This is a genomic window from Paraclostridium sordellii (assembly GCF_000953675.1).
GTDB classification, from domain to species: domain Bacteria; phylum Bacillota; class Clostridia; order Peptostreptococcales; family Peptostreptococcaceae; genus Paraclostridium; species Paraclostridium sordellii.
In genome coordinates this window covers 1-24,801 of record NZ_LN680000.1, presented here as the reverse complement: position 1 = coordinate 24,801, position 24,801 = coordinate 1, and the positions used below count along the sequence as shown (strand labels likewise).

Here is a 24,801-nt window from a genome sequence, read left to right as displayed (position 1 = left end):
TAGTGGAAAATGAAGATTTTGATATTATAGCACTTGTTGTAAAGGCTTTAGAATCTACAAATATTGAAGTATTTGAAGGGTGGTATGATGAAGAAATAAATAAAACACATATTACAATTCATGAGTATTTAGAACAAGATAATGAATATGAAGATGATAAGGCTGGATGTATAGAACATAATATACAGCTTGATATTTGGAGTAAAGATAGCTTAGAAGCATACAATTTAAAAAAGCAAGTTAGGAAATTAATGATAGAAAATGACTTTAGGAAAACAGATAGTCAAGATTTCTATGAAGTTAAAACAAAAATATATCATAAGGCAATGAGATTTACTTATAACGAGTTTATATAGTAAGTCTTTTTTTATTCTCAAAAAGGAAGTGATAAAATGAGTGAAACAGTTGTAAGTAGTAGAAGAATGGGACTTAGGGATATATCTGCAGCATTAGTTGAAAAAAATACTGTTACTGAATATTCTGCCACTAAAATAAAAAAATTAGCTAGATCCATAAGTGCTAAAGTTACAGAAAAAAAGAAAGTTGAAAAATTATATAGTGATGATGGTACAGAAGCAGTTGAGGAAACTTTAGAAAGTATAGAAGTTGAAATAGAATTAAATGATTTAAGCCCTGAACAAGAAGCCTTGCTAAAAGGATGCACATATGATAATGGATTTTTAGTAGATAATCAAGACGACATGGCTAATGAAATAGCTTTAGGGTGGAGAGCCAAAAGAACTGATAAAAAATATGAATTTGTATGGTTATATTGTGGTAAATTCTGCGAAGGTGGAACAGAAACTTATGAAACAAATCAAGAAAAATTAAAAACTCAAACACCTAAATTAAAAGGTACTTTCTATCCACGCCAAAAAGATGGAAATTGGAGAATTAGAGTAAATGAAAGTTATTTACTAGAAGAAAATTCAGATGCTAAGACAGCTATACAAGATTGGTTTTCAAAAGTACAAGAACCAGTTAAAAAAGTATCTTAAAGTATTAATTTTTTTAGGTTTAAGAAAAAACGGCTTTTTAAATTAGCCTATAAACAGTTTTAAAAAAATACACGATGTATTAATCAATTAAAATAAGTAACCTCTTAAAATGGCTATATTTAAGTATTTTTAAAAAGTTGCTTATTTTATAAAAATATCAAATTTGAAAGGGTGATTTTTATGAAAATAGTAGTAAATAGTAAGGAATTTGACAGTGGAAAGATGGTTAGAAGTAAATATAAAGTATATTCAAAAGTAAGAGATGAATTAACTGGTAAAGAAAATTATGATGATGAAGATTTAGATAAAATGGTAAATGCTTTAGTAGTTTTATTTGATAATCAATTTACGGAAGATGATATAAATGATGAATTTGAAGTAAGTGATATAATATTTAATTTTATAAGAGCAGACCTTGAGGTAGCTGAAAAATTAAATAAAAGTATAGATAAGACAAAAGCACTTTTTATGAAAGACAAGAAATAGATATATTTGATATATCTATTTCTTGTCTTTATACTAATAACTTTAGTTGTTCAAAGTATAAAGAAATTATAAAAACTATGGATTTGATAGATAAAAATAAAGATAATTTAATCTATATAAATAAACTTATAAATATATTTTTCGATTATAAAATTGAGGTAAAAGAACTGGATCAAAAAGAAATATATGATATTTTAGAAACTTATATATTAATTGAAAAATATATAGAACAGGTCCATGAAAAAATAAACAATGTACTTAGTGATGAAGAAATAGAAGAAAGCGAAAGTGCATTTGATGATTATGACAAAGAAAACGGATATGAAGATGAAGAAAATTTAAAAGATATTAGTAAGTATGAAATAAGTTTAAAAATACTTTATGGTATCTTTGATTTTGCTAGATTAAAGTTAAAGTTTTCTTTAAAGGAATGCTTAGAAACAAACATATTTGAGTTATTAGATTATATAGATTACTCACTTAAAAATAAAGAGTGTGTTCAAGAAGATTATGCAGATATAGAAGCATAGTCTTTTTTATTTTTGAAAGAAGGGAGGTTTTAAATGGCAGCTAATATTAAAATTAGAGCAAATAGTTCTGACTTTCAAAAACAAATGAAAGAAATGTCTGCTGAATTAAAAAAAGTTGGAAGTAGCTATAGTTTAGCACAAACACAAGCTAGACTATTTGGAAGTACAACAGATGTTTTAAAAAGTAAACAATCAGAATTAACTAGCAAGATGCAAATTCAAAATAGAATGATAGAAGCACAAACAAGGAATATAAGTAAACTTAATTCTGATATATCAAAGCAAAAGGAAAAACAATCAACATTAGCAGACAAAATAGAAAAAACTAATGAAAAATATAAAGAGAGTGTAAGCCAAACTGGTAAAAACAGTGAAGAATCTAAGAAATTAAAACAAGAATTAGATAATTTAAAAAAAGAATATGAACAAAATGATAGAGCTATAGATAGTAACACTAAAAAATTAGATAATGCAGAAATTAAATTAAATAATAGTAAAAAGGCATTATTAGAAAATGAAAAGGCATTACAAGAAGTTAATAAAGAGTTAGAAAAAAGTAAGCTTGATAAATTTAGTGAAGGACTTGAAAAGTCTAGTCAAAAAGCTGAAGGTATTTCTAATAAAATGAAGCCAGCTAGTACAGCTATAACTGGAATAGGAACTGCTGCTGCTATGGCTAGTGTTGGTTTTGAAGATGGTATGGCTAAAGTAAGCACAATAGCTGATACAACTAAAGTTCCTTTGGGAGATTTAAGAAAGGGCATATTAGATTTATCTAATCAAACTGGAATATCAAGCGAGGAAATAGCTAATAACGTATATGATGCTATTTCAGCAGGACAACAAACTGGGGATGCAGTTAGTTTTGTAAGTAACTCAACTAAACTAGCTAAAGCAGGATTTGCAGAGGCAGGACAATCATTAGACTTATTAACTACTATAATGAACTCCTACGGATTAAAGGCTCAAGATGTTACAAAAGTAAGTGATACACTTATTCAAACTCAAAATCTTGGTAAAGTTACAGTTGGTCAATTATCTGCTGATATGGGTAGAGTTATACCTACAGCTAAAGATTTAGGTGTTAATTTAGAACAAGTAGCTAGTGGATATGCAATAATGACATCAAAAGGTATAAAATCAGCTGAAACAACAACTTACATGAATAGTATGCTAAATGAACTTGGGAAAAGTGGAACAACTGCAAATAAAGCATTAAAAAAAGCTAGTGGAAAGTCATTTCCAGAGTTAATAAAAAGTGGTAAATCTTTAGGTGATATTTTAGCAATGATGGAAAAGGAGGCTAAAAAAAGTGGCAAATCTTTAGGTGATATGTTTGGTAGTGCCGAAGCAGGTAAAGCAGCACTTGTATTAAGTTCTAAGTCAGGAAAAGAATTTAATGATATGCTTGGTAAAATGAAAGATAGTGCAGGCTCTACAGAAACAGCCTTTAAAAAAGTTGATGCTGCAACAAGTCAAGGACTAAAGAAAGCATTAAACTCAACTAAGAATGCATTAATAGGATTTGGAGATGTAATATCCCCATTTATATCTTTAGTTGCTAAAGGAATAACTAATATAACAAAAGCTATAGGTGGTATGAGTAAATCTCAAAAAACATTAGTTGTTGGATTAGGAGCTGCTTTTGTAGCTACAAACTTAGCTATAGGTGGATTTGCAAAATTAGCTAAAGGTTTAAGTAATAATATAAAATTTATGCAAAAATCAGGTAAAGCTATAAAAGATTATGCAAAAGCTACTAGAGATGGTGAAACTAAGCTAGTTAAATTTGGAAAAGGAATAGTAAAAGTATCTAGAAATATAAAAGACTTTACTTTAAATATAGGTAAAAAAGCTGTTCAAGGATTAAAGAGTTTTGGTAAAGGTCTTTTAACAGTAACTAAAAATTTAGGTAAGTTTGCTATAAGTATAGGTAAAACAGCAGGCAAAGGAATCTTAGCTTTTGGTAAGGGGCTTTTAACTGTAACTAAGAATTTAGGTAAATTAACATTAGCAATATTAAAAAATTCGGCTCAACTAACTAAGAATGGTTTAATGTGGCTAGGTACTAAAGCTAAAATGCTTGCTTTTAAAGGAGCTCAATTAGCTGTAACTGGAGCAACAAAAGCTATGACATTAGCACAAAAAGGATTAAACCTAGTAATGAGTATGAATCCAATCGGTGTAGTAATAACAGCTTTAGTTGCTTTAGGAGCTGTGTTTGTCACTTTATATAATAAGTGCGATTGGTTTAGAAACGGTGTAAATGCTGTATGGTCCAAAGTGAAAAATATATTTGTTGGATTTGCAAATTTCTTTAAAGGTGCATTCCATAGAGATTTTACAAGAACATTTGGATTATTAGGAGTTCCGTTAAATCATTTCTTTTCAGTAGTTGGAACTGTATGGAATGGAATAAAAGGAGTTTTTAATGGTGTTTTAACCTTCTTAAGTGGTGTATTTACTGGAAATTGGAGGAAAATATTCAGTGGACTTAAGCAAATAATAGCTAGTATTTTTGGAACTATCGGAGGAATTATAAAGGCTCCTATTAATGCTGCTATATCAGGAATAAATTCAGCAATAAGGGCAGTTAATAGGATTAGCTTTAATATACCTAATTGGGTCCCAGTTTTTGGTGGGAAACATTTCGGTATTCATTTACCTCAGATACCAGCGTTGGCTGAAGGTGGTATAGTAACGAAAGCTACTATGGCACTTGTTGGAGAAGGGAAAGAACACGAAGCCGTAATACCTCTTTCTAAATTAGATAAATTAGTTACTAACTCAGTACAAAAAGTTTTAGATAATAGAGGAAATAAAACATATGAAAAAAATAATCAAGAAACTAAAATAATTCAAATTAATCTGCAGGTAGGTAGCAAAAATGTAGCTGAAGCTATATTTGATGAATTTGGAAATTTAATAAGTAAAAATCAAAGAAGTAGAGGAATAGCAAGGGGGCATGTATAGATGTTTAGTAAGTATTTTTTAATATTTAATAATTTAAATTCTAAATTTGATTTAGGATTAAGCATAGTAAAAAGACCTAATATTCCCTCTCCTTCTAAAATTAAAACTACAAAACAAATTCCTGGTAGAGATGGTTTAGTTTATGAAGAAGAAGGTGGCTATTCGGATATTGTAATTCCAGTTGAATTTAATTTCATAGAAAAAAACAATCTTAAGGAAAGATTTAGACAAATTAAATTATGGATTAATGAAATACAAGATAATAAATTAATTTTTAGTGATGATCCTGAGTGGTTTTATAAAGTAGTAGATGTAAAATTAAATGGAGATTTTGAAACTATCTTAAGACGTAAAGGTAAATTTAGAATTGATTTCACTTGCAGAGGTTACTTATATAACTTAGATGCAGATGAATTTATTGAGATACATAATAATGATAATTTATATAATTACTATTTAGAATCAAAGCCACAGATATATATACAAGGCAATGGAGAGGTAAAAGTAAGTATAAATAATAGAAAGTTTACTGTCCCAGTTCAAGACTATATATATATTGATAGTGAACTTGAATTAGTTTTTAAAACTACCGATAATTATTTTAATTTAGGTACTGGAACTTTTCCAGTTCTAAATAAGGGTGCTAACCTTATACAATTTGAAGGTAATATACAAGTGCTTAAAATAAAACCTAGATGGAGGTGTTTATAATGCAATGTTATAAACCGTCAAATACTAACTTTGATAGAAATGGAGATATAAAATTACAGCCGTCTAGTGCTATTTTAAAAGTAGAGTTAAATGGTATTTGTGAAATTGAAATTGAGCATAGTTACGATAAAGAAAAAAGATGGAAAACAATTGAAAATTTAGGTGTAATAAAATGTGATGTTTGTTATAGCAAAAATCAACAGCTATTTAGAATCTATGATGTAGCAAAAGGTATGTTCGGGGTAAAAGTAAAAGCTAGACATATTTATTTTGATTTAATTGATAAAATTATTGTAGATACTAGAGCAGTTAATTTTAATTGTGAAACAGCCTTAAATATTATTTTAACTGGAACGAAGTTCAGAGGGCATTCAGATATTAGCCTAACTAATACGGCATACTTTGTAAAAATGAATGCTTTAAGTGCAATAAGTGGAGATAGTGATAATACACTATTAAACCGTTGGGGTGGCGAAGTAATAGCTGATAACTTTGATGTATATGTAAATCATAGAATTGGTGGCAACTACGGAGTTAAAGTTAAGTATGCTAGAAATATGTTAGATATAGACTTAGCTGAAAATACAGATGAAATAGCTACACGTATATACCCACAAGCTTATAACGGTATTATGTTACCTGAACTATATATTGACTCTCCATTAATTAATAAGTATCCAATTATAAAAGAAAGACATATGGTTTTTGAAGATTTAAAATTAAAAGAAGATTGTAATGGAGAAGATGAACAAGGTTTTGAAACAAGAGAATCTTTATATGAAGCTATGCGACAAAGAGTTAAGGAAGCTTTTAAAAGTGGCTTAGATAAACCTAAAGTTTCAGGAAAAGTTGATATAGCTATACTAGAAAATACAGAAGAATATAAAAGTTTTAAGAATCTAGTTAACGTTGGAATTGGAGATACATTAATAGTTGAACATCAAAATATAGGTGTAGATTTAACTACTAGATGTGTAGGTCTTGAATGGGATATATTAAATAAAAAATATAATGCAATAACTTTAGGGGAACTTAATACAGATTACTTTGATAGACAAGATCTAGCAAAAGAAAAACTAGATAGTATATTAAATAGTAATGGTAATGTGAAAGCTGAAAGTTTAGAAGGTGTGGTTTCTGCTCTTAACACTAAGTTTCAAGCTTTAAGGGATATTGCACAACCTCAGCAAGTTAAAGCAATGCTGTTTGAAGATAGAATTAAAGGTAGTAAAACCTATGGAGCATTAGCCTTAGGCTCTATGGGCTTAATGATAGCAAATAAAAGAACTTTAGACGATAAAGATTGGCAATGGAATACATTTATAGGTGGTGGCTATGTATATGCTGACTGGCTTATTGGTAAATTAAAAACTGTTTTAATTGAAAATGCTGATGGAAGTTTACAAATGGATTTATCGAAAGGTAATGGAATAAACTTTTTAAAAAATGGAATTAAATCAATAGAGTTAGCTGGAAATAGGCTTAAGTTTTACGATTGGGATGGTGTAGGTAAGCCTGTCGGAGAAATTTTTTCAGGAAGACTAACAGGCACTGAAATTCCAGGAATACTTTTATCCAATTCAACAGATGGTTATTCTGGAATAGCTTACGAAGATAAAAATAATTCTAATTCATATCCTTTTTATATAAAATTCGATAAACATAATTTAACAGGTGATGCTAAATACCCTATTATGGTTTATGAAAAAATGTGTATGAATGGTTGGAGTTTAGTTTTAGATAAAGATGGTTTAAATGAAATATTCAGATCTAAAAATAGTAATGATTTTATAAATAAAGCAACTAATTACTGGGGAGTTGTTGGTAGTAATCTTAACTGGAAAATGAAATTAGGAAATGAAAGTTTTTGGTTATATGATTTAAATACTAATGCAGCATATTTTAATTCCAGTCCTTATGAAACTTATTTTGCTGGACGTGATTATAAATATGCATCTTTTAAAAGTGGTCATTGTAAATTATGGGATGGCTCTCAAATATATGCATCATTTTCTACAGAAAATGGATTTAGTTTTTGGAAAAATGGTAATGATGCATTATTTACTTCGACAACTAATAATCTAGTTTCTAAATTGAAGTTTTATGCAGATAATGGAATACATGTTAATGGAGATTTTACTGTAAATGGGAATAAAAACTGTGTTCAAAAAACTAAACATTATGGAGAAAGATTATTCTATAGTGTAGAGGATTGCGAAAGTTATTTAACAGATAGAAGTATGCATTTATTAACTGTAGATGAAGTTAAACATAATAATAATAAAGTTACATATGAAAGAGTAGTTCTATTAGATAATATATTTAAAGATAGTGTTAACCTTGATTTAGATTATACAGTTGAAATAATAAAGCAAGGCTGGGGAGATTACAGAATAAAAGAACAAACAAAAGATTATTTTGTGGTGGAATCAGATAGAAAAGATTTTACCTTTAAATATGTTGTAACAGCTAAAAGACAAGGATTTGAAGAAGAAAGAAATAAAGAAGTATTTCTAGATGCTTTAAAAGAAACTGATTTAAATAATAATATTATCGAAAATAAAGAGTATTGGAGATTATATACAGAAACAGAAAAAGAAGGTGATAGTATTGGCAGTAAATAATTTTCATTTCAAGCTAGACATAGAAAGAGAAGACCATATACCTAAATTCCGACTAAAGCAGTATGACACTGCTATTTTTTATGCATCTTTATATAAAAATGGACTTCCTTATCATTTTGAAAATGAACAAATTAAAATGTTTGTAAAGAAATCAGATGGAACTATAGTATATCAAGAAGATAATATAACTATTCAAGATGATGAAGTTAAAATAAATGTAAAAAATCAAGCATTAACAGCAAGTGGATTAACTTATGCTGAATTAGAATTAAGGTCAACAAGTGGACAAGTAACAACAGCTACCTTTTTATTTGAAGTAAGAGAAAAAGTAGGCTCTGATAAGGCTATAGAATCTATTACAGATATATGTACTTTAGAAAAGCTTGATAGATATGTTGGACAAGCTAAAAAAGAACTAGATAAGTTTAAACAAGACCTTTCTAAATTAGAGGATTTAGTAGCAAATAAAGATAAATTAGAAGGACAAAATACAGAAGCTAAAATTAATGTAAAAGAACTAGAAAGAGTTTTAGAGCAAGCTAATAATATAGTTTCTAATGAAGGTAAAAAGGTAACTGGAAATAATGTTATAACAGATAGTTCAAATGGATATATACAAAATTTAAAGTTAACTGGTAAAACATCATTTAATATAATACCTTTGAATCCTTCTAAATGGGTGTTAGGAGGAAGTGGAGAAAACTTAGGGGTAAATGCTTATTATTCAATTTACTTAAGTGATTTACCAATAAAGCCTAATACAACTTATAGTTATAAATTATTTGGATTACCTCAAAAATGTAATTCTCATTGGTTTCATTTAACAGCTCCAAAAATAACTAAAAGTCCAGAAGGTACTTTTACATCTCTATCGGAGATAGGAAATTCATTTCTTCATCTATATCCAAACGGAGATCAAAAGTTTACTTTGGATGATGTAAAAAATGTAAAGATTGTTCTAGTTGAAGGAAATGAGAAAATAAATGATTATTTTGAAGGCCTTAAATCGGTTGGAGATGGAGTAGACAATATATCATTAAAGAGTAGTAATTTAAATTTATTTGATGAAAAATTATTAAGTTCTAAACTTGAAGCTGATGGATATTACCATTTTAGAACAACTGGAAATAGTAGATGCGACTTATTTATGGGATTTGTTGATTCAAGCTATAAACAAATAACAGACATGAGTCCAAATATGGTTTTAGATTTATCTAAGTTTGATTTAAGAAATTGGAGATTTTTAATTGGATTGAATGGAGATGTTAAAGACGATAAAGTTTTAATTCCTGTTGAACAAATAGGCTTCTTAAATGCTTCCTTTTTTAAAGGATGTGAATTTATAAAGGTTGATAATAACCATATTAAAGTTAAAAATATAGAACTTAGTTTGAATAAAACAACTCCTAGTTATGTTCCTCATGAAGAAAGTAAAAGAAATCTTTTATGTTATGATTCTAACGCTAAAGTATGGGAAAAACCTATTTTAAGAAAATGGGATACCATAGAAGATCATTTAGATAACTATTATTATCATAAAAGAAGCACATTAAAAACACTTAATGGAAGCGAAGATTGGAAAGACAATGGGACTACTTCAGGTGAATGCTCAACTTTTTATATAAGAGGATTTTCTAATATAAAAAACTTTAAAATAATATGTGATAAATATAATTATCACACTACTCCAAAACTTGATACTATAGGAATATCATCTATAAATGATATTCTATATCTAACGGTTAAAACAAATTATGCATCAACTGTAGCTGAGCTTAAAACTAAATTAAGAAGTAATAATATTAATTTAGTTTTTGAAGATGTAGAAAAAATATATGAATGCTTAAATATATCTGTTAGATCTTTTAATCCTACAACTTTATTGTCCATAAGTAGTGGGGCAATAGATCCAGAAGTAGAATATTATATTCCTTCTTCTTTTGTATCTTCGGATAGTTCAATATCTGAAAAGCTTGAAAATGTTGATGATAGTTTATTAAAGCTTATGTTTGATTTTTTAAATCATAATCACGATAAAAGATATGATTTAAAAAATTTAGGAAGTGTTACAGATTTTGATATAGCTTTAGAGCCAGGTCGATATTATGTTTTTAAAGAAGGTGGAAGTATTCCAAATGCTCCTTATAGTGGGAATATCTATGGGGCATTAGAGGTATTTCATACCAATGATACTGAATTAATTCAAAGATTTACTAGTGCTAATGGTAAAATTTACACTAGATTAAAAAACTTTGAAGGTAATTGGTGGACATGGTCAAACATGACTAATATAGGTGATTTTTCTTGGGATTTTAATAATTCAACAGGTACTGGATTTCAAAAACTACCTTCAGGTATGATTATACAATTTGGAACAACTAAAATAGGCTTTAATGATAATTCTTGCATAGGAACTGCTAAAATATATTATCCTTTAGCATTTACAAAGTTTTGTAAATGTACTGGGAACTTAGAAACAAATAGTTATGGTGGATATAATGAAACAAATGCAATAGTAGGAGGACAAACCCTAACTAATGGATATGCAGAAGTAAGAGATATTCAAGGAAGAGCGCGAACTGGATATACAGCTACAGTAACATGGATAGCTATAGGAATATAAAGGTGGTGTTAAAATGAAAATTTATATGACATATAAAGAAGATACTAGAGAATTTAATGGCTTTTATCAACAAAATAAAGATTATGATATTATACCAAAACCAAATATATGTATTAGTAGTGAATTGAGATGGTATTTACAACAAATAACACAAGGTTTTAAAATAAAAGATTTAATAGATCCTAAAGAGATTTATACAATTGAAGATAAAGATATATTTGAAATAATTCCTTTTGAGTATGAAAAGCTAAAACCTACTCGAATTGATTTATTAGAAAAACAAAATGCCTTTCTAGTAAAAGAAAGTTTAGAAAAAGATATACAAATAAAAAAATTAAATATGAGTTTAGCACAAGCTACTTTAAACTCAGTAAAAAAAGATATTGAATTAAAAAAAATGAATACTAATATAGCTCAAACAACTTTAAATCTAGTAAAAAAAGATATACAAATCAAAGGCATAGAAAAAGAAGTTGCTGATTTAGTATTAAAAGTGGGAGGTAAATAAAATGGATATTTGGTATTTTGAAACAGCAAAAACCTATTTTGAATCAAAAATATATACAGTAGATGATATTAGGTTATTTGTTGAAGCTGAAAGAATAACAAAAGAACAGTTTAAAGAAATAACTGGCGAAGATTACGATAAGCCTACTAATAATTTACCAATGGTTATAACTGAAGATAATAAATAATGAGGGACTATAAAAGATAGTTCTATTTTTATGCAATTTTTAGGAGGATATATGAATATAGAGATTACTTTGCTCTGTACTATAGCTGGTGCCATGCTAGGCTATATGAGTTATAAAAAGAAGAATGAAAAAGATATAGAAGATGATGCATCACAAAAAACAGTAGTTGCTACAAAGTTAGATTACATAAGTAAAGGAGTTGATGATATAAGGCTTGATATAAAAGCTCAAGATACAAAAATAAGTAATGTCATAGAAAGGCTTATAAAAGTTGAAGAAAGTACTAAATCAGCACATCACAGAATAGATACAATAGAAAAAACAAAAGGAGAGATTATATATGAAAAGTAGATTAAAAAATCCGTATTTTTGGTTAGGTTTAGGTGGAGTTATATTTTCATCAGCTGGAATTGATTTTAAAACTCTAACAAGTTGGAACTTATTAGGAGAAGCTTTATTAAGTATATTAGCTAATCCAGTTGCTGTTGTAGCTGTTATAGCTGCATTAGTTGGTGTATGTGTAGACCCTTCTAGTAAAGGGTTAAAAGATAATAAATAATTTATATAAAATTTAAAAATAATGTTTACAAAAATTATATATAAATTATTCATAAATTAAAAATAGTTTTAAATTAAGTTAAATAAAAGGTAGTGAATTAGACTCTTTGAAGTCTTTTTTTATTGGCCTTTTAAATATAAAAATATAAATTTTAGGAGGATTTTATTATGAAAACAAATATGACAGATGCAGGACATGGTGGATATGATTCAGGAGCTCCAGGTTTACATGGATGCTTAGAAAAAGATATAGTTTTAGAGGTATCAAATAAAATAAATACTTATTTAAAAACACAAGATATAAAAAATATAAATACTAGAACTACAGATGTATTTGTATCTTTAAATGAAAGAAGTAATAAAGCTAATAACTTAGGAGTAAATTCTTTTGTATCTATACATTGTAATAGTTCTGATAATCCAAAAGCACATGGATTAGAAATATTCTGCTATAAATTTAAATATAGACACTTAGCAGATTGTATATTACAAGAATTAAAAAACGAAAACCTATATACACAACTACGAGAAGGGGGAGTTAAAGAAGGTAACTTGCATGTTGTAAGAGAAACTAATATGCCTGCTTGTTTAGTTGAATTAGGATTTATAACTAATGAAGAAGATTATAGATTAATAATGAATAATAAAGACAGATTCGCTAAAGCAATTGCAAAAGGAATATGTAAGTTTAATAATATTCTTTGGAAAGAATCTTCTAATACAACTTCAAATGAAGGATTTAAAAACGGAGATTATTCAGGAAGAAAAGCAAGAGTTATAGCAGATGTATTAAATGTTAGATGGGATAGAGGAACTCAATATAATGTTGTAGGACAAGTTAAAAACGGTGATATAGTTAATTTACAATATTGCTTAAATGGATGGGTAAGTATAGAAGGATTTAAAGGTAATAAAGGTCTTGGATATGTAAGTTCTAAATTCTTAGAATTAATATAATATTAAGTCTTAAATTTGAATTACATAGAAATATGTAATGATACCTATTTAAAAGTAAAATAACTAAAAATTTTAAATTTTGATATAATTAAATAGATCCTACTATTATATTGACAACAAATTTTTAAAAACCTAAAACTATAAAAAAAGACTAATTGGAATCCGCCTATAAAGTATTTCAATTAGTCTTTTTTTATTATTAAAATATATTTCTTAAGACCATCTTTTAAAACTCATTAAAAAGTAATAAAGGTCTTGGATATGTAAGTTCTAAATTCTTAGAATTAATATAATAATATTATTAAGAAACACACTCAACCTACTAACTGAATAAAAAAGAGTACCTATCAGCCAGGTACTCTTTTTTATTCAGTTAATAATTAATTTCTTTAGGTATAGTTAATTTTTTTACTTCCTTTAATATTTTGTAAAATTCATCATTTACATATGGCTCTAATTTTTCAATCTCATCAAATAAAATATTACATTTTATTTTAGCCCATAGGTTGCTGCTAGTTTCTTTTAATGTTGAATCATCAATATACGTATCTTTAAATGCATATGTAATGGGTTTATCATTATTGATATCTTCAATAAGTGCAATAAAGTACATTGTTAGCTTATTATCATTAAATGAGCTAACAATATATGGAATATAGTCATTTATATTTTGTGATAACTTTAAATGAAATGCATATTGATTTAAAAATTCTTTAGCATTTACAGGTCCATTTGGAGATTTATATTTTTCATCTTTTAGCACATTTAAATTATTTTTTAGCAATTTACTTAAATCATAGAAAAGTTTAAATTTTAAATGATTATACACTAGTATAGCTGGACTAACAGTATTTTTATTATAATCTAAGTTTATTTGATTTTGTGAAATTATCATCTGATTCCTTGCTACTTTATATGTCATATAGCCTAATAAAGTACTTGATATCATTGTTAAAACAACAAATATAGATTCAAATATAGAAGAATAATTAGGTAAATCACTTGTTTCTATTATATAACCATTATTAAAAAATATCTTAAGGTAAGGAAACATCATATATATACATATACCTATATATATAAGTGATACCAGAAGTAGTATTCCTAATGCAATAGTATATATTGAATTCTTAATTTTATTTATTTTCCCCTTTAGAACAAGCCATCTAATAATAATAACTATAACTAAGATTAATATTCCACATAAAATTTTTAGATTCATTTTATAATTTGTCTACCCCTCTCAATTTTATTTCTATTTTATACCAAATTTAATTTTAATTTAATCAAACTATATAATCAATATAAATATTGTAATGTTAGTAAATGTTATTTTTATTATTTATAACTCTGCTAATTATAGCATTGCTCCAACATGTTTCTTTCGATATGTAACTATAGGTTTTCCCTACTTCTTTTAGTTTTTAACTATATATATATCTTCATCAGAAATCCATTTATGCTTAATTTAAAATTTACTATCTGTTTTAAGTAAATAACCCTATTAACTTAAATAAAAAAGTAGTACCAATGCCAACTGGTACTACTTTTTTATTTCTTAATTTATTCCTTTTTTTCTCCATATTCTCTAACCATTGCACTTTCTTTTACAACCCAATCTCTACCAAACTTTTTACAATCTTCATCAGCTATTAATTTTCCAGTTTCAACTGCCTTTCTTAGTGTAGAATCTTTTAACCCCCATAATTTAGTTGCCTCTGCAAATGAATATAATCCTTTAAAGCTACACATAGTTTTTACCTCCTATGAAAATAAATATTTCAGTGCTAATACTACAAGAGCTATAGCTCCTATAAATTTAATTAAAGCTAAAGTTAAATCAATTACACTTTTTGCTAATTCTTTTTTATTATTTTTCATTGTAATTAAAATGGTCATGTATTATTATAAAAGTAAGGGTGGTGGTAGGAACACCACCCTTATGTTTTATAGGCTTTCTAGTATCATTTTGATGATTGCTACTAGAGTTCCTATTTCAAGTGCGAGTTCCGTAAGTGCTTTAATCACTTTCGTGAACTCTTTTATTTTTTTGACCATTTCCTTACCTCCTTTCTATATTTATATTATATCACGTATACGTGATATAATCAATACTTTTCATAAACTTTTTCTTATTTTTTCCAAAAAAATATACTCCTTGGGAGCATACTCTTAATATATATATAATTGTTAATAACTTTTAAAAATCTGTTGATAAGTCACGTAATTTCTGTTGATAACTTTTATGAACTGTCAAAAGACTGACATACATTATAAAGAATACTTAAAACCATTGAAAATAAAGACTTTTATAAAAAAAGACACAAAATAATAAGTTTTATGTAGATTTAAAATCAATAAAAACAAATTAAATTAGACAAGTGGAATCAATGTTGATATATTATTTACATATAAACTCGAGTTTTTAAATGATCTATTTACTAAAGTTAAAAACATATTATTCTAAGATATAAAAAAGACTCTTAAATTAAGAGTCTTTTTTATATCTTAGAATAATATGTTTTTAATAAAGTATAAAGAGAATTAAAAGATTTATGAATATCCTCTTTATATTTTCTAAATGTACTAGAACTTATTTTAGGTTCAGATGCAGATATAGTTAACTCATCAAGTTCTATTAATTTTGATAATAAATCTTCATAAAATTCATTATCAAAATATCTATAAAATGTAGAAGCATCAATAACTTCATGAATTAAATCATTTAAATTGTTGCATTCATTAGTTGCAGAATCACTTTTTGCTTCTAATTTCATTACTGCCTCTGGAATTTTATTGATGATGTATTCAAAATATATATTTTTAAAAAAATCTTTGTTAAGTGTTTTTTCTGTCACTTTGCCATTACTATAATTATTATAAAAAACTGAACCTATAGATATTAAAATGGCTATAACAGATAAAATGTTATCAATAGTCATAATATTTAATTTATACCTAGAAATAGATAGATTTTTCAAATTTATCTATTACTTTTTGATTCCCTTCTATTGAAAAATATTTTGAAAACTCATCTTTTTTTATACTTTTAAATATATCTTCGGTAAATCCTTGAACAAATGATATAGCTAAATCTTCAATAGTATTAGGGAATTCAATAATATTAAGTTCTTCAAGATTAATTTTATTTTTAACCTGATTTTCATAAATTTTTTTTCCAAAAGAGTTCCCTGCTAATCTAGTTATTGTATTGTTAAATTGTAATTGTATTTTCATTACTAAGCCTCCTTTATTAATAATAGATGATGTATTGTTCCAGGAATATATATAGCAGATCTATTAATTACTTTTTTAGATGGTCTAAAATTGATATAATCTTTTTCTTCATTAAATCCTATAAATCTATTATCTGATATCTTTAAAAAATCTGATTTAAGGAATAGTAAATTGTTTCCACTTAAAACATAAGAATAATCTTGTTTTGACTCATCAATTACATTTTGGATTAAAGTAGTTAATCCAGTACCATTATTCCCAGATTGAAGATTTCTAGAAGTAACATGATTTTGAAAAGTTGTTATTAAATAAAAATCTTCTTCTGTATATTGAGAATCAAAATATTTTTGATGAAACTTAAAAGCTTTATACACATCAGAGTATAAAATATCATCTTCAGGATAACACTTATTTTCTATATTATATTTTACTTTGTCAAAAATTCTATCTTCTGAAAAATTTATAACACAAATATTTATAAACTCATACGGATTATGTCCTTTATCTAATATTTTATTATCAAAATTAATATCTAAAATACACTCACTATCGGTATGAGATGCAACATTACATATTAATTCAGAAATCACCTCAGAAATACTATCTATCCATGAAGAATCTTTTAGCGAATATTTAAAAGCTGATGCAACACTAGTAAATATTTTTGATGGAGTTTCTTCATCAGAAAGATCTTCTCTCGTTAAAAAAACTCTAAAGTTTTCATGAGTTAATACTTTCCTTTTAAACTCTTTAATAAAATGATTTCTATCTAAACAAGTTGATTGGGTATTATATAAAGTTCTATAAAGTGCAGTACTTATAAACCCCCAGTCTAACAAATTATGTTCTGAAGGATTTTCTCTCTCTATAGTGATTTTAAAATTAGGACATTTAAGCAATACATCATATATTAATACATCTAAGATTAAATATGTAACTTTATCTTCAAATCTAAGTCTATTAAATTTAAGAATTACATTAAGATCAAGAAATCTATACTTATGTAAATATTTAAATACGCTAGCAATATGATTTAAAGAAATAGTATTAACTGTAGGTTCTTTTATATGAATATTTGCTTTTTTACCTCTTACAGGAATTTTTTTTTCATTAACAAAGTTGTATATTAAACTTAAATTCTTCATATAAAACGTCCTTTCAATTTTAAAAGTAAATTATAAAATGATTATATCACATAGAAAGTACGATATTAACACTTTTTCTTTATTATCTTTTACCTATATAAATAATATATTATTGTCTTTATAATACTTATCTAGATCACAAATTTTATCTAATACTAGTAATTAAATTTCTCTAGTAATTCCCCCAGAAAAAATTAATTATTATCTATATAGTAAAATATATACACTCTATTCATTAATATTATTCATATATTTTACTATTAAACCTTATTGAAGTTCTAGATATTTAATTATATTTTTACCAAATTTCAACATATAATTAATCTAATTAACTTTACATATTTTTAGAATAATAATTTTTATTAAGTATTTATTCAAACTTTTAAATTTTTAAATGGAAATATTTGCTATAATTAAAGTAAAATTTATTTAAATGTTTCTTTATTTACTTTAATTATATTTAGGAGGAATTTGATAATGAATAATAACCAGTTAAACAATAATTTACAACAGCCAAATTATTTAATTTGTACTTTACATGGATTCAACAACTTTCTTATTTATGATAACAAACCTTATATAGTAAATAATAAACTTATTAAATCAATTTATATCTATAATGATTTAAAACAGATGAAAGTTGAACTTCAAAAAGATATTACATATACAGGAAATGAAAAAGAGATAGAAAACTATCTTTATCATCTATGTTTCAATTTAATAGTAAAAACTGAAGTTTGTTACAGTTTTCCAGTATACACAATAGATGTAATTTATGAAAATAATAAAGATATGGTTATTAAAGATTCTTTAAATCTAAATGATACAATTCAAATAATTCGCAGTTTTCCAGGCGATTATGTATATAATTTAATAACAAAATCTCCAACAAATATTGAAGAAAATTTTATGAAATATGAAAGAATATTTAAAACTCTTCATAATCCTAACATTATTGCTCAATTTATGAGCCTATACCAGTTTTTAATGGAGTTATTACAAGGTAATAAATCTTATCCTAGTCAAAAATCTGTTACAGATTATCTAAAAGATAATAAAGATAAATATAGTTTTTTATATTTTAAACCAACAAGAAAACAAGGTTGCCACTATGATGAAGATTGTTTTACTTATATACGTAATGAAATAGGACATTGTGAAGAGACTAACGATTTAAACTTATATAAACAATTAGGGCATCAAGTAAAACAAGAGTTAATTAAAAATTTAATAATAGTTCTTAATGATGTAATAATAGATAATTTTAATTAACTTATATTAAAAGAAAAGAGGGCTATCATGATTACAAGAGAAAATATAATAAATATACACAATGAATTTATAGAGTTAGGTAAACAAGATTCATATAAAGAACTTATTGAAAATAGGTATAAATCTATAGGCGCGAAAAATTTTAAATTTGAATCATATAAACAGCTAAAAGACTTCTTTGATTATGATATAAATGAAATCCAAGGAATAGATACATTAGAAGATTCACATAGAGAATTTATTAAAAAATATATATTAGATTTTATAAATAAACAACCTATAGGTAAAAGATATTTAAACTTAATTTATAAAGTTGAAAGACAAGAAAATAAATTTAGATTATATGCTCTAGGTCTTTGCAGTTTTGATTCTAGTGATCCTCATAATTATATTGATACTATTGAATATACAGATAAAAATACTATAAATAGATAAATATAATTTTATCTATGCTTATAAAAAAGTACGAATAAATTTTTTTTAATTTATTCGTACTTTTTTTATAAATTATTTCCAAATTATTTTTTACTCTTTTTTACTTTATTATCTCTATAATATTTTAATGATTGTTTATCTATATCAAAATCATCTGGTAGACTATCTTTCGTAGTTTCTACAGCAACTTTAATTATATTATTTATTGTCTTACCTATCGTTGTATTTTTTATAGAAAATACTGCTTTTAAAAGCTTTAAATCATCCTCTTCAAGATAAATAGTCTGAGGTGCTTTTACTATCTTTTTTTCTTCTTCCATATCGAATAAATGTCTATAAAATTTTTTCTAATTAAATATGTGAGAATAAAAGCATATCTTTTATACCTTCTCTACACTATAAGTAAAGGCTCCACTCCATATATTATATCCTAATATAATTTGTTTTTTGATGTCTTTATTTTGGATTAATTTCACGAATTATACTTAAATTAGCGTAATTAAATTTAAATCCTTGTTTTTTGACCTTTTTTGTAACATTTCTAGAGCTATTTAGATATCTTAATGTAAGAGAATCTTTTTCTCTCATATTTCAAAATAAAGGAGTGCAGTATATTGATTGGAAATAATATGTATATGAGTTGCTGTGAACACGGAAAAGGAAAAAGTCTATGTGAGTATGGAAAAGGAAATGGTCTAAATGAATATTATCCCCCAGAAAGTCATATAGAATGTTGCTGTAAACCTAGTATGAAAAAGGCTTTAGAATTGTTAAGTTGTGAAGGTATAAGAGAAAATGTAAATTTTGATGCTTTTGCTTTTATAACAGATTTTTACGTTGTTGGAAGTCCATTAGTATTTTTAAGTCTTTTACCTGCTACAAAAAAAGATAACTTATCAGCTGCACTTGATGCTACTTTAAATAAATTGCCAGGTTGTAGTTGTGATACTCTAGATATAACAGGTAGAGCATTATATCCAATACCTCTACCTATAGATGATCTTACAGGTATATTAACTTCTATTATAAATATTTTAGAATCACTTGCAATACCTCTATTGCAACCACTAATAACTCTCCTTAATGCTCTTTTAGATTTAGGAGATGAAGTTTTAGATTCTATAATAGCTATACTATTAGATTTATTTACTACACTTCCTAATGTAGATTTAGCATCACTATGCCAATTAAAAGCTGTAGCTTTCCAAACTATTGAACCAACAGATGCTTCAGTTTCACCTTATAAGGTTGTTAGATCTAGATTAAAATGTTTACTTGATAATGGCTGTAAAAAAGATGATTGTTGCCCTAAGTGTGAAGATTGTTGCTGTAATGAAGGAATATTAAAAGAAGTAGCAGGTGCAAACATAACTGGTACTGTTACATTAACAGCAGGTTCATTATCACTTCAAGATGTAGAAGTAATTGGTAACAAAGATAATGTAATAATACTTGGAAATGAACCTGAAGGCAAATTCTACCTTGTTTGTGCAGATGCTGTATCTTTAATAGGTTAATATAAAATATATAGTTTTAAGTTAAAAATATTTATTTTATTTTCAAGAAAAGGCTATGATAATGTATTCATAGCCTTTTTGTTTTATTTTAAAAATTAATTTCAAATACCTCAATAAGAAACAAGTGTATACAAAAAAATTATTATATGTTAAGTATTTTTATTTTTATATTTACCTGTTTTCTTTTTAATAAATATAAAATTTTAGCTGTTTCGTTAACTTATCATAAATAAAAAAATAGATAAGGTATTAACCCTATCTATTTTAACCCATGATTGAAAATAATTATAAATAGCATGCTATTTATATAACACAAGCTATTTATATAATATATGCATATTTATATAAATATGTGTCAAAAAAACTTCTATGTAAATAAATTCATTCTAATATTATCTTTACCATAATTTTTTATTACTTTATTTATAAATTATTTATACATTTTTTTTAATTTATTTCTTATTCTTTTTTACTTTATTATCTCTATCATATTTTAATGATTGTTTATCTATATCGAAATCAGCTGGTAAACTAGCTTTTGTAGTTTCTACAGCAACTTTAATTATATTATTTATTGTCTTACCTATAGTTGTATTTTTTATAGAAGATACTGCTTTTAAAAGCTTTAAATCATCCTCTTCAAGATAAATGGTCTGAGGTGTTTTTACTATCTTTTTTTCTTCTTCCATATCTAATAAATTTAAAGTCCCTATTGATATGTCTTCTTCTTTTATATTATTTTCTATAACTTTATCTACTTTAATTTGATAATCATTTTTTCTTATTTTTATCTCTTTAACATCTTCTTTAAAAACATCTAAAGCCATTTTATAGCACTTCCTTTTCTTCTAATTCTTTTATTAAATTATTAAACTCTTCTCTAACTTTGTGAGCCTTCTTTTGTTTTCTACAATAATCTTCTAAATCCATATTATTTAAAATTGCATTCTTTACTACAGTCGTATCACTAATCTTAGATTCTAATAAATCTCTTTTTATATCTTCAAATTCATTTAAATAGTTATTAAATAAATCTCCAGTAGATAGTTTTCTGCTTGTATATGAATTTATAACAACAGCTCTTTTTACATTTGTTTGTATATCTAAAAACTCTAAGTCTTGTCTAAACTTTTGATAGAATAATTCGCACCCTCTTATACTAGCAATATCTTGATATTCAATTGGAGTTATAATGCTATCTGAAATTAACATAAAGTTTCTAGCTATTAGATCATAGCTTGGTGATAAATCTACAAATATATAATCGTATTTTTCTACTGTATCTATGTTATTTTTAAACCATCTCCATACAGCTTTTTCTCTTCCCATTTGAGTTGATAGATATTCAGATAATACACTTAAACTTATATCACTTGGAATTAAATCGATATTTTCAAATCTATCTAATATGCTTTCTAGTATTACTTCATCTGCTGTTGCGTTCTCTGTTAGCATTTGAAATAATGTTTTATCTTCGTGAACTACCTTATATAAAAATTGTGTTAAGTTAGCTTGAGTATCTGCATCTATAAGTAATACTTTTTTACCTTCTTTGCTTAATTTCATTGCAGTAAGTATTGTTAAAGTAGTTTTTCCAACTCCACCTTTAACATTGAAAAATGAACATATTTTCATAATTTACACCTCATTTATTTTTAAATTAAAAATAAATTGTAAATAAATTATTTTTAATTTTATTTTAATTTTTAAACACTTTTTATTTTAATATAATTAAATGTTTATTACAAGTTAAAAATAAAGTATAAATAAATTATTTTTAATTTTTTTATACTTTATTTTTACATTTAGGTTAAATCATAAATAGTTTTATATTAACTTATTATACATTTATACCTATATTCCTTTAACAACTGAATAAACATTATTAATAAATTATTTTTAATTCAAATAAAATTCATTAATAATGTTTCATTACATTAAAAATAATTTTTTAACCTATTTTATTTTCATCTATTTTCCAATTATCTGCTATGATATCTTCATTTGAATTAGTAGAGTCAGTTCCAAATTTACTTTTTTGATTTTCAATTATTATTTATTCTAATTCTTTTTTATTATATTTATTAAAACTTTGATTTTGATTTAAATTTTTATATGTATATATAATTGGAACTTAACTTTAAACTATGATATATTATTACTAGTAAAACTTGGAGGTAAAAAATGGTAAAAAAAATATTAAATATAAGTTTTTTAATTTTAATGTTACTAGTAATGTTGACGGGGTGTTCTAAAGAAAACGATGAAAAAATAGAAGATACTTCAGCTAAAAATACAGAAATTAAAAAAGTATCTACTGTTCTAGGTGATGGTGAAGTTATTCCTTTGAGAAACGGTTTTAAAGAAATTTTACCAGGTGAATTTTTTATTAAAATACCATGTACTAAGGAACCTACGAATCAAGAAATTATAAAAGTATATAACGATTTAAATTCTAGTGATTTAAAATTTAACTATTTTTTAATAACATTTGGAGATTATGGAATCCATTTTGCTAAAGATGTTCCTATTGGATCTAAAGGTCCTCTTGATAATAGTCCGGATTCTATTCAGCCTGGTAGTCAGATTTCTTCAACTGAACAATATTTAAAAATAGAAAATAATTCAATAAACATAGAAGATAAAAAAGCATCGTAATTTACGATGCTTTTTTATCTTCTATGTTTATTTAAATTTACCTTTTTGACTATTTAATAAAATCTCTTCTAATTCATCTGATTTATATTTATTAAAAGATTGATTTATATTATGGAATCTAGTTTTTGTAGGTTTAAATTTATATTTATTATCTTTAATATCATTTATTTTATTTTCTAAAGTTTTTTTGAAATAATTATAAGATTTAACTTTAATCTTTTCTTCATCATCTTTTTCTAACGTCACTAGAATTGCTTCTTGTAATAGTTTTTTATATGTAATGTCTTTAAAATCATAATTTGAGAAATCTTTTTTAAAGTTATCTAGTGTTTTAGCTGTAAATAGTTTTTTATTTGGAATATAGAAATCCTTTGATTCTTCTTTTTTACTTTGATTATTAGTTATTAAATTTTCTTGAACTATATCTTCATTTTTGACTTCTATAACCCTAGACTCTTTTTCATTGTTAAAATACTTTCTCTTATCCAGATCCTTTACTATAAAATCTATAGAATCAACTTTTCTACCAACTTTATTTTCTTTTATATTTATCTTAAAGTAACCTGTATTGTTAAGTTCTTTTATAGCTGGAGTTATAACTCTTCTCTTAAAATCATTGTATCTATCATATTTATCCTCTAACATTAATAATTCTTTAATTTCATCTATTTTATAAGTTATAACCGTTTTAGTATTACTCCAGAGTCTTAATAAGTCATAAAAACGTTGTGCATATGAATTATTAAGTGATAACCATATTTGAACATTTATAGGTGTGTACCCCATCTTCAAGTATTCTTTTAAAATCTCATGTATTTTTTCAGATGCTTCTATGTTAAAACTCCCTAATTCGTCGTCGTAATAATATCCGTTTATAAATCCATAAGCTCCCCACAAACTACCTTTTTTATTTTTCTTTTCTTCTTTAAAAAAGATAGGCTTTTTTCTTAGTTCCTCTAATACTTCTAATATTCCTTTTACAGTATTTTTTTCTTTAAACTTAACTATATCTTTAAATTCTTTATGGCTAATTTCACACTTTAGAACCCCTTTAGACTCTCTTTGGAGCTTATAAAGCATAAATAAAAATATTCTATTTTCAACTAAACTTAAGTTATATCGTGCTTTAACTAATATATTATTTTTCATCAAAATCTTATCATTTTCTAGTTCTTCTATTAGATACAACCTTATTTTCCCCCTTGTTCTACTAAGTTATATATAAATATTAACAGTTTGTTTTAACTACGTCAATTCATTTTTTATTGTCGCAATATAAATCCCTAATTCGTCGTATTAAATCCCTAATTCGTCGTATTAAATCCCTAATTCGTCGTATTAAATCCCTAATTCGTCGTATTAAATCCCTAATTTGTCGCATT

Annotated in this window: 26 protein-coding genes; 17 read left to right on the top strand and 9 right to left on the bottom strand. The window is 25.5% G+C overall.

What is annotated here, in order from left to right:
* Positions 1–2 precede the first annotated feature (2 nt).
* The 13 genes from ATCC9714_RS17330 to ATCC9714_RS17270 all read left to right on the top strand — a co-directional run bounded on the left by ATCC9714_RS17330 (position 3) and on the right by ATCC9714_RS17270 (position 13,155).
* Positions 3–356, top strand: a complete 354-nt coding sequence (locus tag ATCC9714_RS17330; protein ID WP_021121879.1) for a hypothetical protein — start codon at positions 3–5, stop codon at positions 354–356.
* A gap of 36 nt (positions 357–392) precedes the next feature.
* Entirely contained in the window at positions 393–998 is a 606-nt protein-coding gene (locus ATCC9714_RS17325) for a major tail protein (protein WP_057544307.1), read from the top strand.
* A gap of 180 nt (positions 999–1,178) precedes the next feature.
* The gene (gpG, locus tag ATCC9714_RS17320; RefSeq protein ID WP_057544308.1) at positions 1,179–1,484 is read left to right on the top strand and encodes a phage tail assembly chaperone G; all 306 of its coding nucleotides are present in this window, start codon (positions 1,179–1,181) and stop codon (positions 1,482–1,484) included.
* 77 nt (positions 1,485–1,561) lie between these two features.
* Entirely contained in the window at positions 1,562–2,014 is a 453-nt protein-coding gene (locus ATCC9714_RS17315; protein WP_021121880.1) for a hypothetical protein, read from the top strand.
* A gap of 33 nt (positions 2,015–2,047) precedes the next feature.
* Positions 2,048–4,987 carry a phage tail tape measure protein gene (locus ATCC9714_RS17310; RefSeq protein WP_057544309.1) on the top strand — a complete coding sequence of 980 codons (2,940 nt, stop codon included), beginning with the start codon at positions 2,048–2,050 and terminating at the stop codon, positions 4,985–4,987.
* The gene (locus ATCC9714_RS17305; RefSeq protein ID WP_057544310.1) at positions 4,988–5,698 is read left to right on the top strand and encodes a distal tail protein Dit; all 711 of its coding nucleotides are present in this window, start codon (positions 4,988–4,990) and stop codon (positions 5,696–5,698) included. It begins immediately after the preceding gene.
* The gene (locus ATCC9714_RS17300) at positions 5,698–8,322 is read left to right on the top strand and encodes a phage tail spike protein (RefSeq protein ID WP_057544311.1); all 2,625 of its coding nucleotides are present in this window, start codon (positions 5,698–5,700) and stop codon (positions 8,320–8,322) included. Before ATCC9714_RS17305 ends, ATCC9714_RS17300 begins: the two co-directional genes overlap by 1 nt.
* The gene (locus ATCC9714_RS17295) at positions 8,309–10,945 is read left to right on the top strand and encodes a BppU family phage baseplate upper protein (protein WP_057544312.1); all 2,637 of its coding nucleotides are present in this window, start codon (positions 8,309–8,311) and stop codon (positions 10,943–10,945) included. The genes ATCC9714_RS17300 and ATCC9714_RS17295 overlap by 14 nt, the downstream gene beginning before the upstream one ends.
* A 13-nt stretch (positions 10,946–10,958) precedes the next feature.
* Positions 10,959–11,453, top strand: coding sequence for a hypothetical protein (locus tag ATCC9714_RS17290; protein ID WP_057544313.1), 495 nt, complete (start codon positions 10,959–10,961; stop codon positions 11,451–11,453).
* 1 nt (position 11,454) lies between these two features.
* A complete protein-coding gene (locus ATCC9714_RS17285) occupies positions 11,455–11,640 on the top strand; it encodes an XkdX family protein (protein ID WP_057544314.1) in 186 nt (61 codons plus the stop codon).
* Between the two features lie 51 nt (positions 11,641–11,691).
* Entirely contained in the window at positions 11,692–11,991 is a 300-nt protein-coding gene (locus tag ATCC9714_RS17280) for a hypothetical protein (protein ID WP_021121887.1), read from the top strand.
* Positions 11,981–12,199: a phage holin gene (locus tag ATCC9714_RS17275; protein ID WP_021121865.1), complete on the top strand. Its 219-nt coding sequence runs from the start codon at positions 11,981–11,983 to the stop codon at positions 12,197–12,199. The genes ATCC9714_RS17280 and ATCC9714_RS17275 overlap by 11 nt, the downstream gene beginning before the upstream one ends.
* A 167-nt stretch (positions 12,200–12,366) precedes the next feature.
* Positions 12,367–13,155, top strand: coding sequence for an N-acetylmuramoyl-L-alanine amidase (locus tag ATCC9714_RS17270; protein ID WP_057544315.1), 789 nt, complete (start codon positions 12,367–12,369; stop codon positions 13,153–13,155).
* Between the two features lie 373 nt (positions 13,156–13,528).
* Here ATCC9714_RS17270 and ATCC9714_RS17265 read toward each other — a convergent pair whose 3' ends face one another.
* The 5 genes from ATCC9714_RS17265 to ATCC9714_RS17245 all read right to left on the bottom strand — a co-directional run bounded on the left by ATCC9714_RS17265 (position 13,529) and on the right by ATCC9714_RS17245 (position 17,537).
* On the bottom strand, positions 13,529–14,377 hold the full coding sequence (locus ATCC9714_RS17265; protein WP_057544316.1) for a hypothetical protein: 849 nt from the start codon (positions 14,375–14,377) through the stop codon (positions 13,529–13,531).
* Between the two features lie 341 nt (positions 14,378–14,718).
* Positions 14,719–14,907: a helix-turn-helix domain-containing protein gene (locus tag ATCC9714_RS17260; RefSeq protein WP_055335497.1), complete on the bottom strand. Its 189-nt coding sequence runs from the start codon at positions 14,905–14,907 to the stop codon at positions 14,719–14,721.
* 749 nt (positions 14,908–15,656) lie between these two features.
* Positions 15,657–16,097 carry a hypothetical protein gene (locus ATCC9714_RS17255; protein WP_021121636.1) on the bottom strand — a complete coding sequence of 147 codons (441 nt, stop codon included), beginning with the start codon at positions 16,095–16,097 and terminating at the stop codon, positions 15,657–15,659.
* Between the two features lie 16 nt (positions 16,098–16,113).
* The gene (locus ATCC9714_RS17250) at positions 16,114–16,392 is read right to left on the bottom strand and encodes a hypothetical protein (RefSeq protein WP_021121634.1); all 279 of its coding nucleotides are present in this window, start codon (positions 16,390–16,392) and stop codon (positions 16,114–16,116) included.
* A 2-nt stretch (positions 16,393–16,394) separates the two neighbouring features.
* A complete protein-coding gene (locus tag ATCC9714_RS17245; RefSeq protein ID WP_057544292.1) occupies positions 16,395–17,537 on the bottom strand; it encodes a hypothetical protein in 1,143 nt (380 codons plus the stop codon).
* A gap of 477 nt (positions 17,538–18,014) precedes the next feature.
* On the opposite strand from ATCC9714_RS17245, the gene ATCC9714_RS17240 reads away from it, so the two are divergent.
* Together ATCC9714_RS17240 and ATCC9714_RS17235 are read left to right on the top strand one after the other, a co-directional pair.
* A complete protein-coding gene (locus ATCC9714_RS17240; protein ID WP_057544293.1) occupies positions 18,015–18,809 on the top strand; it encodes a hypothetical protein in 795 nt (264 codons plus the stop codon).
* Positions 18,810–18,836: 27 nt separating this feature from the next.
* A complete protein-coding gene (locus ATCC9714_RS17235) occupies positions 18,837–19,244 on the top strand; it encodes a hypothetical protein (protein WP_021121627.1) in 408 nt (135 codons plus the stop codon).
* 83 nt (positions 19,245–19,327) lie between these two features.
* Here ATCC9714_RS17235 and ATCC9714_RS17230 read toward each other — a convergent pair whose 3' ends face one another.
* Positions 19,328–19,564: a hypothetical protein gene (locus ATCC9714_RS17230; RefSeq protein ID WP_021121633.1), complete on the bottom strand. Its 237-nt coding sequence runs from the start codon at positions 19,562–19,564 to the stop codon at positions 19,328–19,330.
* Between the two features lie 294 nt (positions 19,565–19,858).
* Here ATCC9714_RS17230 and ATCC9714_RS17225 point away from each other — a divergent pair, with 294 nt between their 5' ends.
* Entirely contained in the window at positions 19,859–20,761 is a 903-nt protein-coding gene (locus ATCC9714_RS17225) for a CotA family spore coat protein (protein WP_057544294.1), read from the top strand.
* Between the two features lie 452 nt (positions 20,762–21,213).
* Here the strand turns inward: ATCC9714_RS17225 and ATCC9714_RS17220 are convergent, their stop codons facing one another.
* Complete coding sequence (locus ATCC9714_RS17220; RefSeq protein WP_021121632.1) at positions 21,214–21,588, bottom strand: hypothetical protein; 375 nt, start codon at positions 21,586–21,588, stop codon at positions 21,214–21,216.
* Between the two features lies 1 nt (position 21,589).
* Positions 21,590–22,396, bottom strand: coding sequence for a ParA family protein (locus ATCC9714_RS17215; RefSeq protein ID WP_057544295.1), 807 nt, complete (start codon positions 22,394–22,396; stop codon positions 21,590–21,592).
* Positions 22,397–22,945: 549 nt separating this feature from the next.
* Between ATCC9714_RS17215 and ATCC9714_RS17210 the strand changes: the two genes are divergently transcribed.
* Positions 22,946–23,419: a hypothetical protein gene (locus ATCC9714_RS17210; RefSeq protein WP_021121628.1), complete on the top strand. Its 474-nt coding sequence runs from the start codon at positions 22,946–22,948 to the stop codon at positions 23,417–23,419.
* 27 nt (positions 23,420–23,446) lie between these two features.
* On the opposite strand, the gene ATCC9714_RS17205 is transcribed toward ATCC9714_RS17210, so the two are convergent.
* Positions 23,447–24,607: a replication initiation protein gene (locus ATCC9714_RS17205; RefSeq protein ID WP_057544296.1), complete on the bottom strand. Its 1,161-nt coding sequence runs from the start codon at positions 24,605–24,607 to the stop codon at positions 23,447–23,449.
* Positions 24,608–24,801 lie beyond the last annotated feature (194 nt).

Bases quoted from the DNA above. Each gene is read 5' to 3' on its own strand.
- ATCC9714_RS17325 (WP_057544307.1), top strand. From the start codon at position 393: ATGAGTGAAACAGTTGTAAGTAGTAGAAGAATGGGACTTAGGGATATA.
- gpG (WP_057544308.1), top strand. From the start codon at position 1,179: ATGAAAATAGTAGTAAATAGTAAGGAATTTGACAGTGGAAAGATGGTT.
- ATCC9714_RS17315 (WP_021121880.1), top strand. From the start codon at position 1,562: ATGGATTTGATAGATAAAAATAAAGATAATTTAATCTATATAAATAAA.
- ATCC9714_RS17310 (WP_057544309.1), top strand. From the start codon at position 2,048: ATGGCAGCTAATATTAAAATTAGAGCAAATAGTTCTGACTTTCAAAAA.
- ATCC9714_RS17305 (WP_057544310.1), top strand. From the start codon at position 4,988: ATGTTTAGTAAGTATTTTTTAATATTTAATAATTTAAATTCTAAATTT.
- ATCC9714_RS17300 (WP_057544311.1), top strand. From the start codon at position 5,698: ATGCAATGTTATAAACCGTCAAATACTAACTTTGATAGAAATGGAGAT.
- ATCC9714_RS17290 (WP_057544313.1), top strand. From the start codon at position 10,959: ATGAAAATTTATATGACATATAAAGAAGATACTAGAGAATTTAATGGC.
- ATCC9714_RS17285 (WP_057544314.1), top strand. From the start codon at position 11,455: ATGGATATTTGGTATTTTGAAACAGCAAAAACCTATTTTGAATCAAAA.
- ATCC9714_RS17280 (WP_021121887.1), top strand. From the start codon at position 11,692: ATGAATATAGAGATTACTTTGCTCTGTACTATAGCTGGTGCCATGCTA.
- ATCC9714_RS17275 (WP_021121865.1), top strand. From the start codon at position 11,981: ATGAAAAGTAGATTAAAAAATCCGTATTTTTGGTTAGGTTTAGGTGGA.
- ATCC9714_RS17270 (WP_057544315.1), top strand. From the start codon at position 12,367: ATGAAAACAAATATGACAGATGCAGGACATGGTGGATATGATTCAGGA.
- ATCC9714_RS17265 (WP_057544316.1), bottom strand. From the start codon at position 14,377: ATGAATCTAAAAATTTTATGTGGAATATTAATCTTAGTTATAGTTATT.
- ATCC9714_RS17260 (WP_055335497.1), bottom strand. From the start codon at position 14,907: ATGTGTAGCTTTAAAGGATTATATTCATTTGCAGAGGCAACTAAATTA.
- ATCC9714_RS17255 (WP_021121636.1), bottom strand. From the start codon at position 16,097: ATGACTATTGATAACATTTTATCTGTTATAGCCATTTTAATATCTATA.
- ATCC9714_RS17250 (WP_021121634.1), bottom strand. From the start codon at position 16,392: ATGAAAATACAATTACAATTTAACAATACAATAACTAGATTAGCAGGG.
- ATCC9714_RS17245 (WP_057544292.1), bottom strand. From the start codon at position 17,537: ATGAAGAATTTAAGTTTAATATACAACTTTGTTAATGAAAAAAAAATT.
- ATCC9714_RS17240 (WP_057544293.1), top strand. From the start codon at position 18,015: ATGAATAATAACCAGTTAAACAATAATTTACAACAGCCAAATTATTTA.
- ATCC9714_RS17235 (WP_021121627.1), top strand. From the start codon at position 18,837: ATGATTACAAGAGAAAATATAATAAATATACACAATGAATTTATAGAG.
- ATCC9714_RS17230 (WP_021121633.1), bottom strand. From the start codon at position 19,564: ATGGAAGAAGAAAAAAAGATAGTAAAAGCACCTCAGACTATTTATCTT.
- ATCC9714_RS17220 (WP_021121632.1), bottom strand. From the start codon at position 21,588: ATGGCTTTAGATGTTTTTAAAGAAGATGTTAAAGAGATAAAAATAAGA.
- ATCC9714_RS17215 (WP_057544295.1), bottom strand. From the start codon at position 22,396: ATGAAAATATGTTCATTTTTCAATGTTAAAGGTGGAGTTGGAAAAACT.
- ATCC9714_RS17210 (WP_021121628.1), top strand. From the start codon at position 22,946: ATGGTAAAAAAAATATTAAATATAAGTTTTTTAATTTTAATGTTACTA.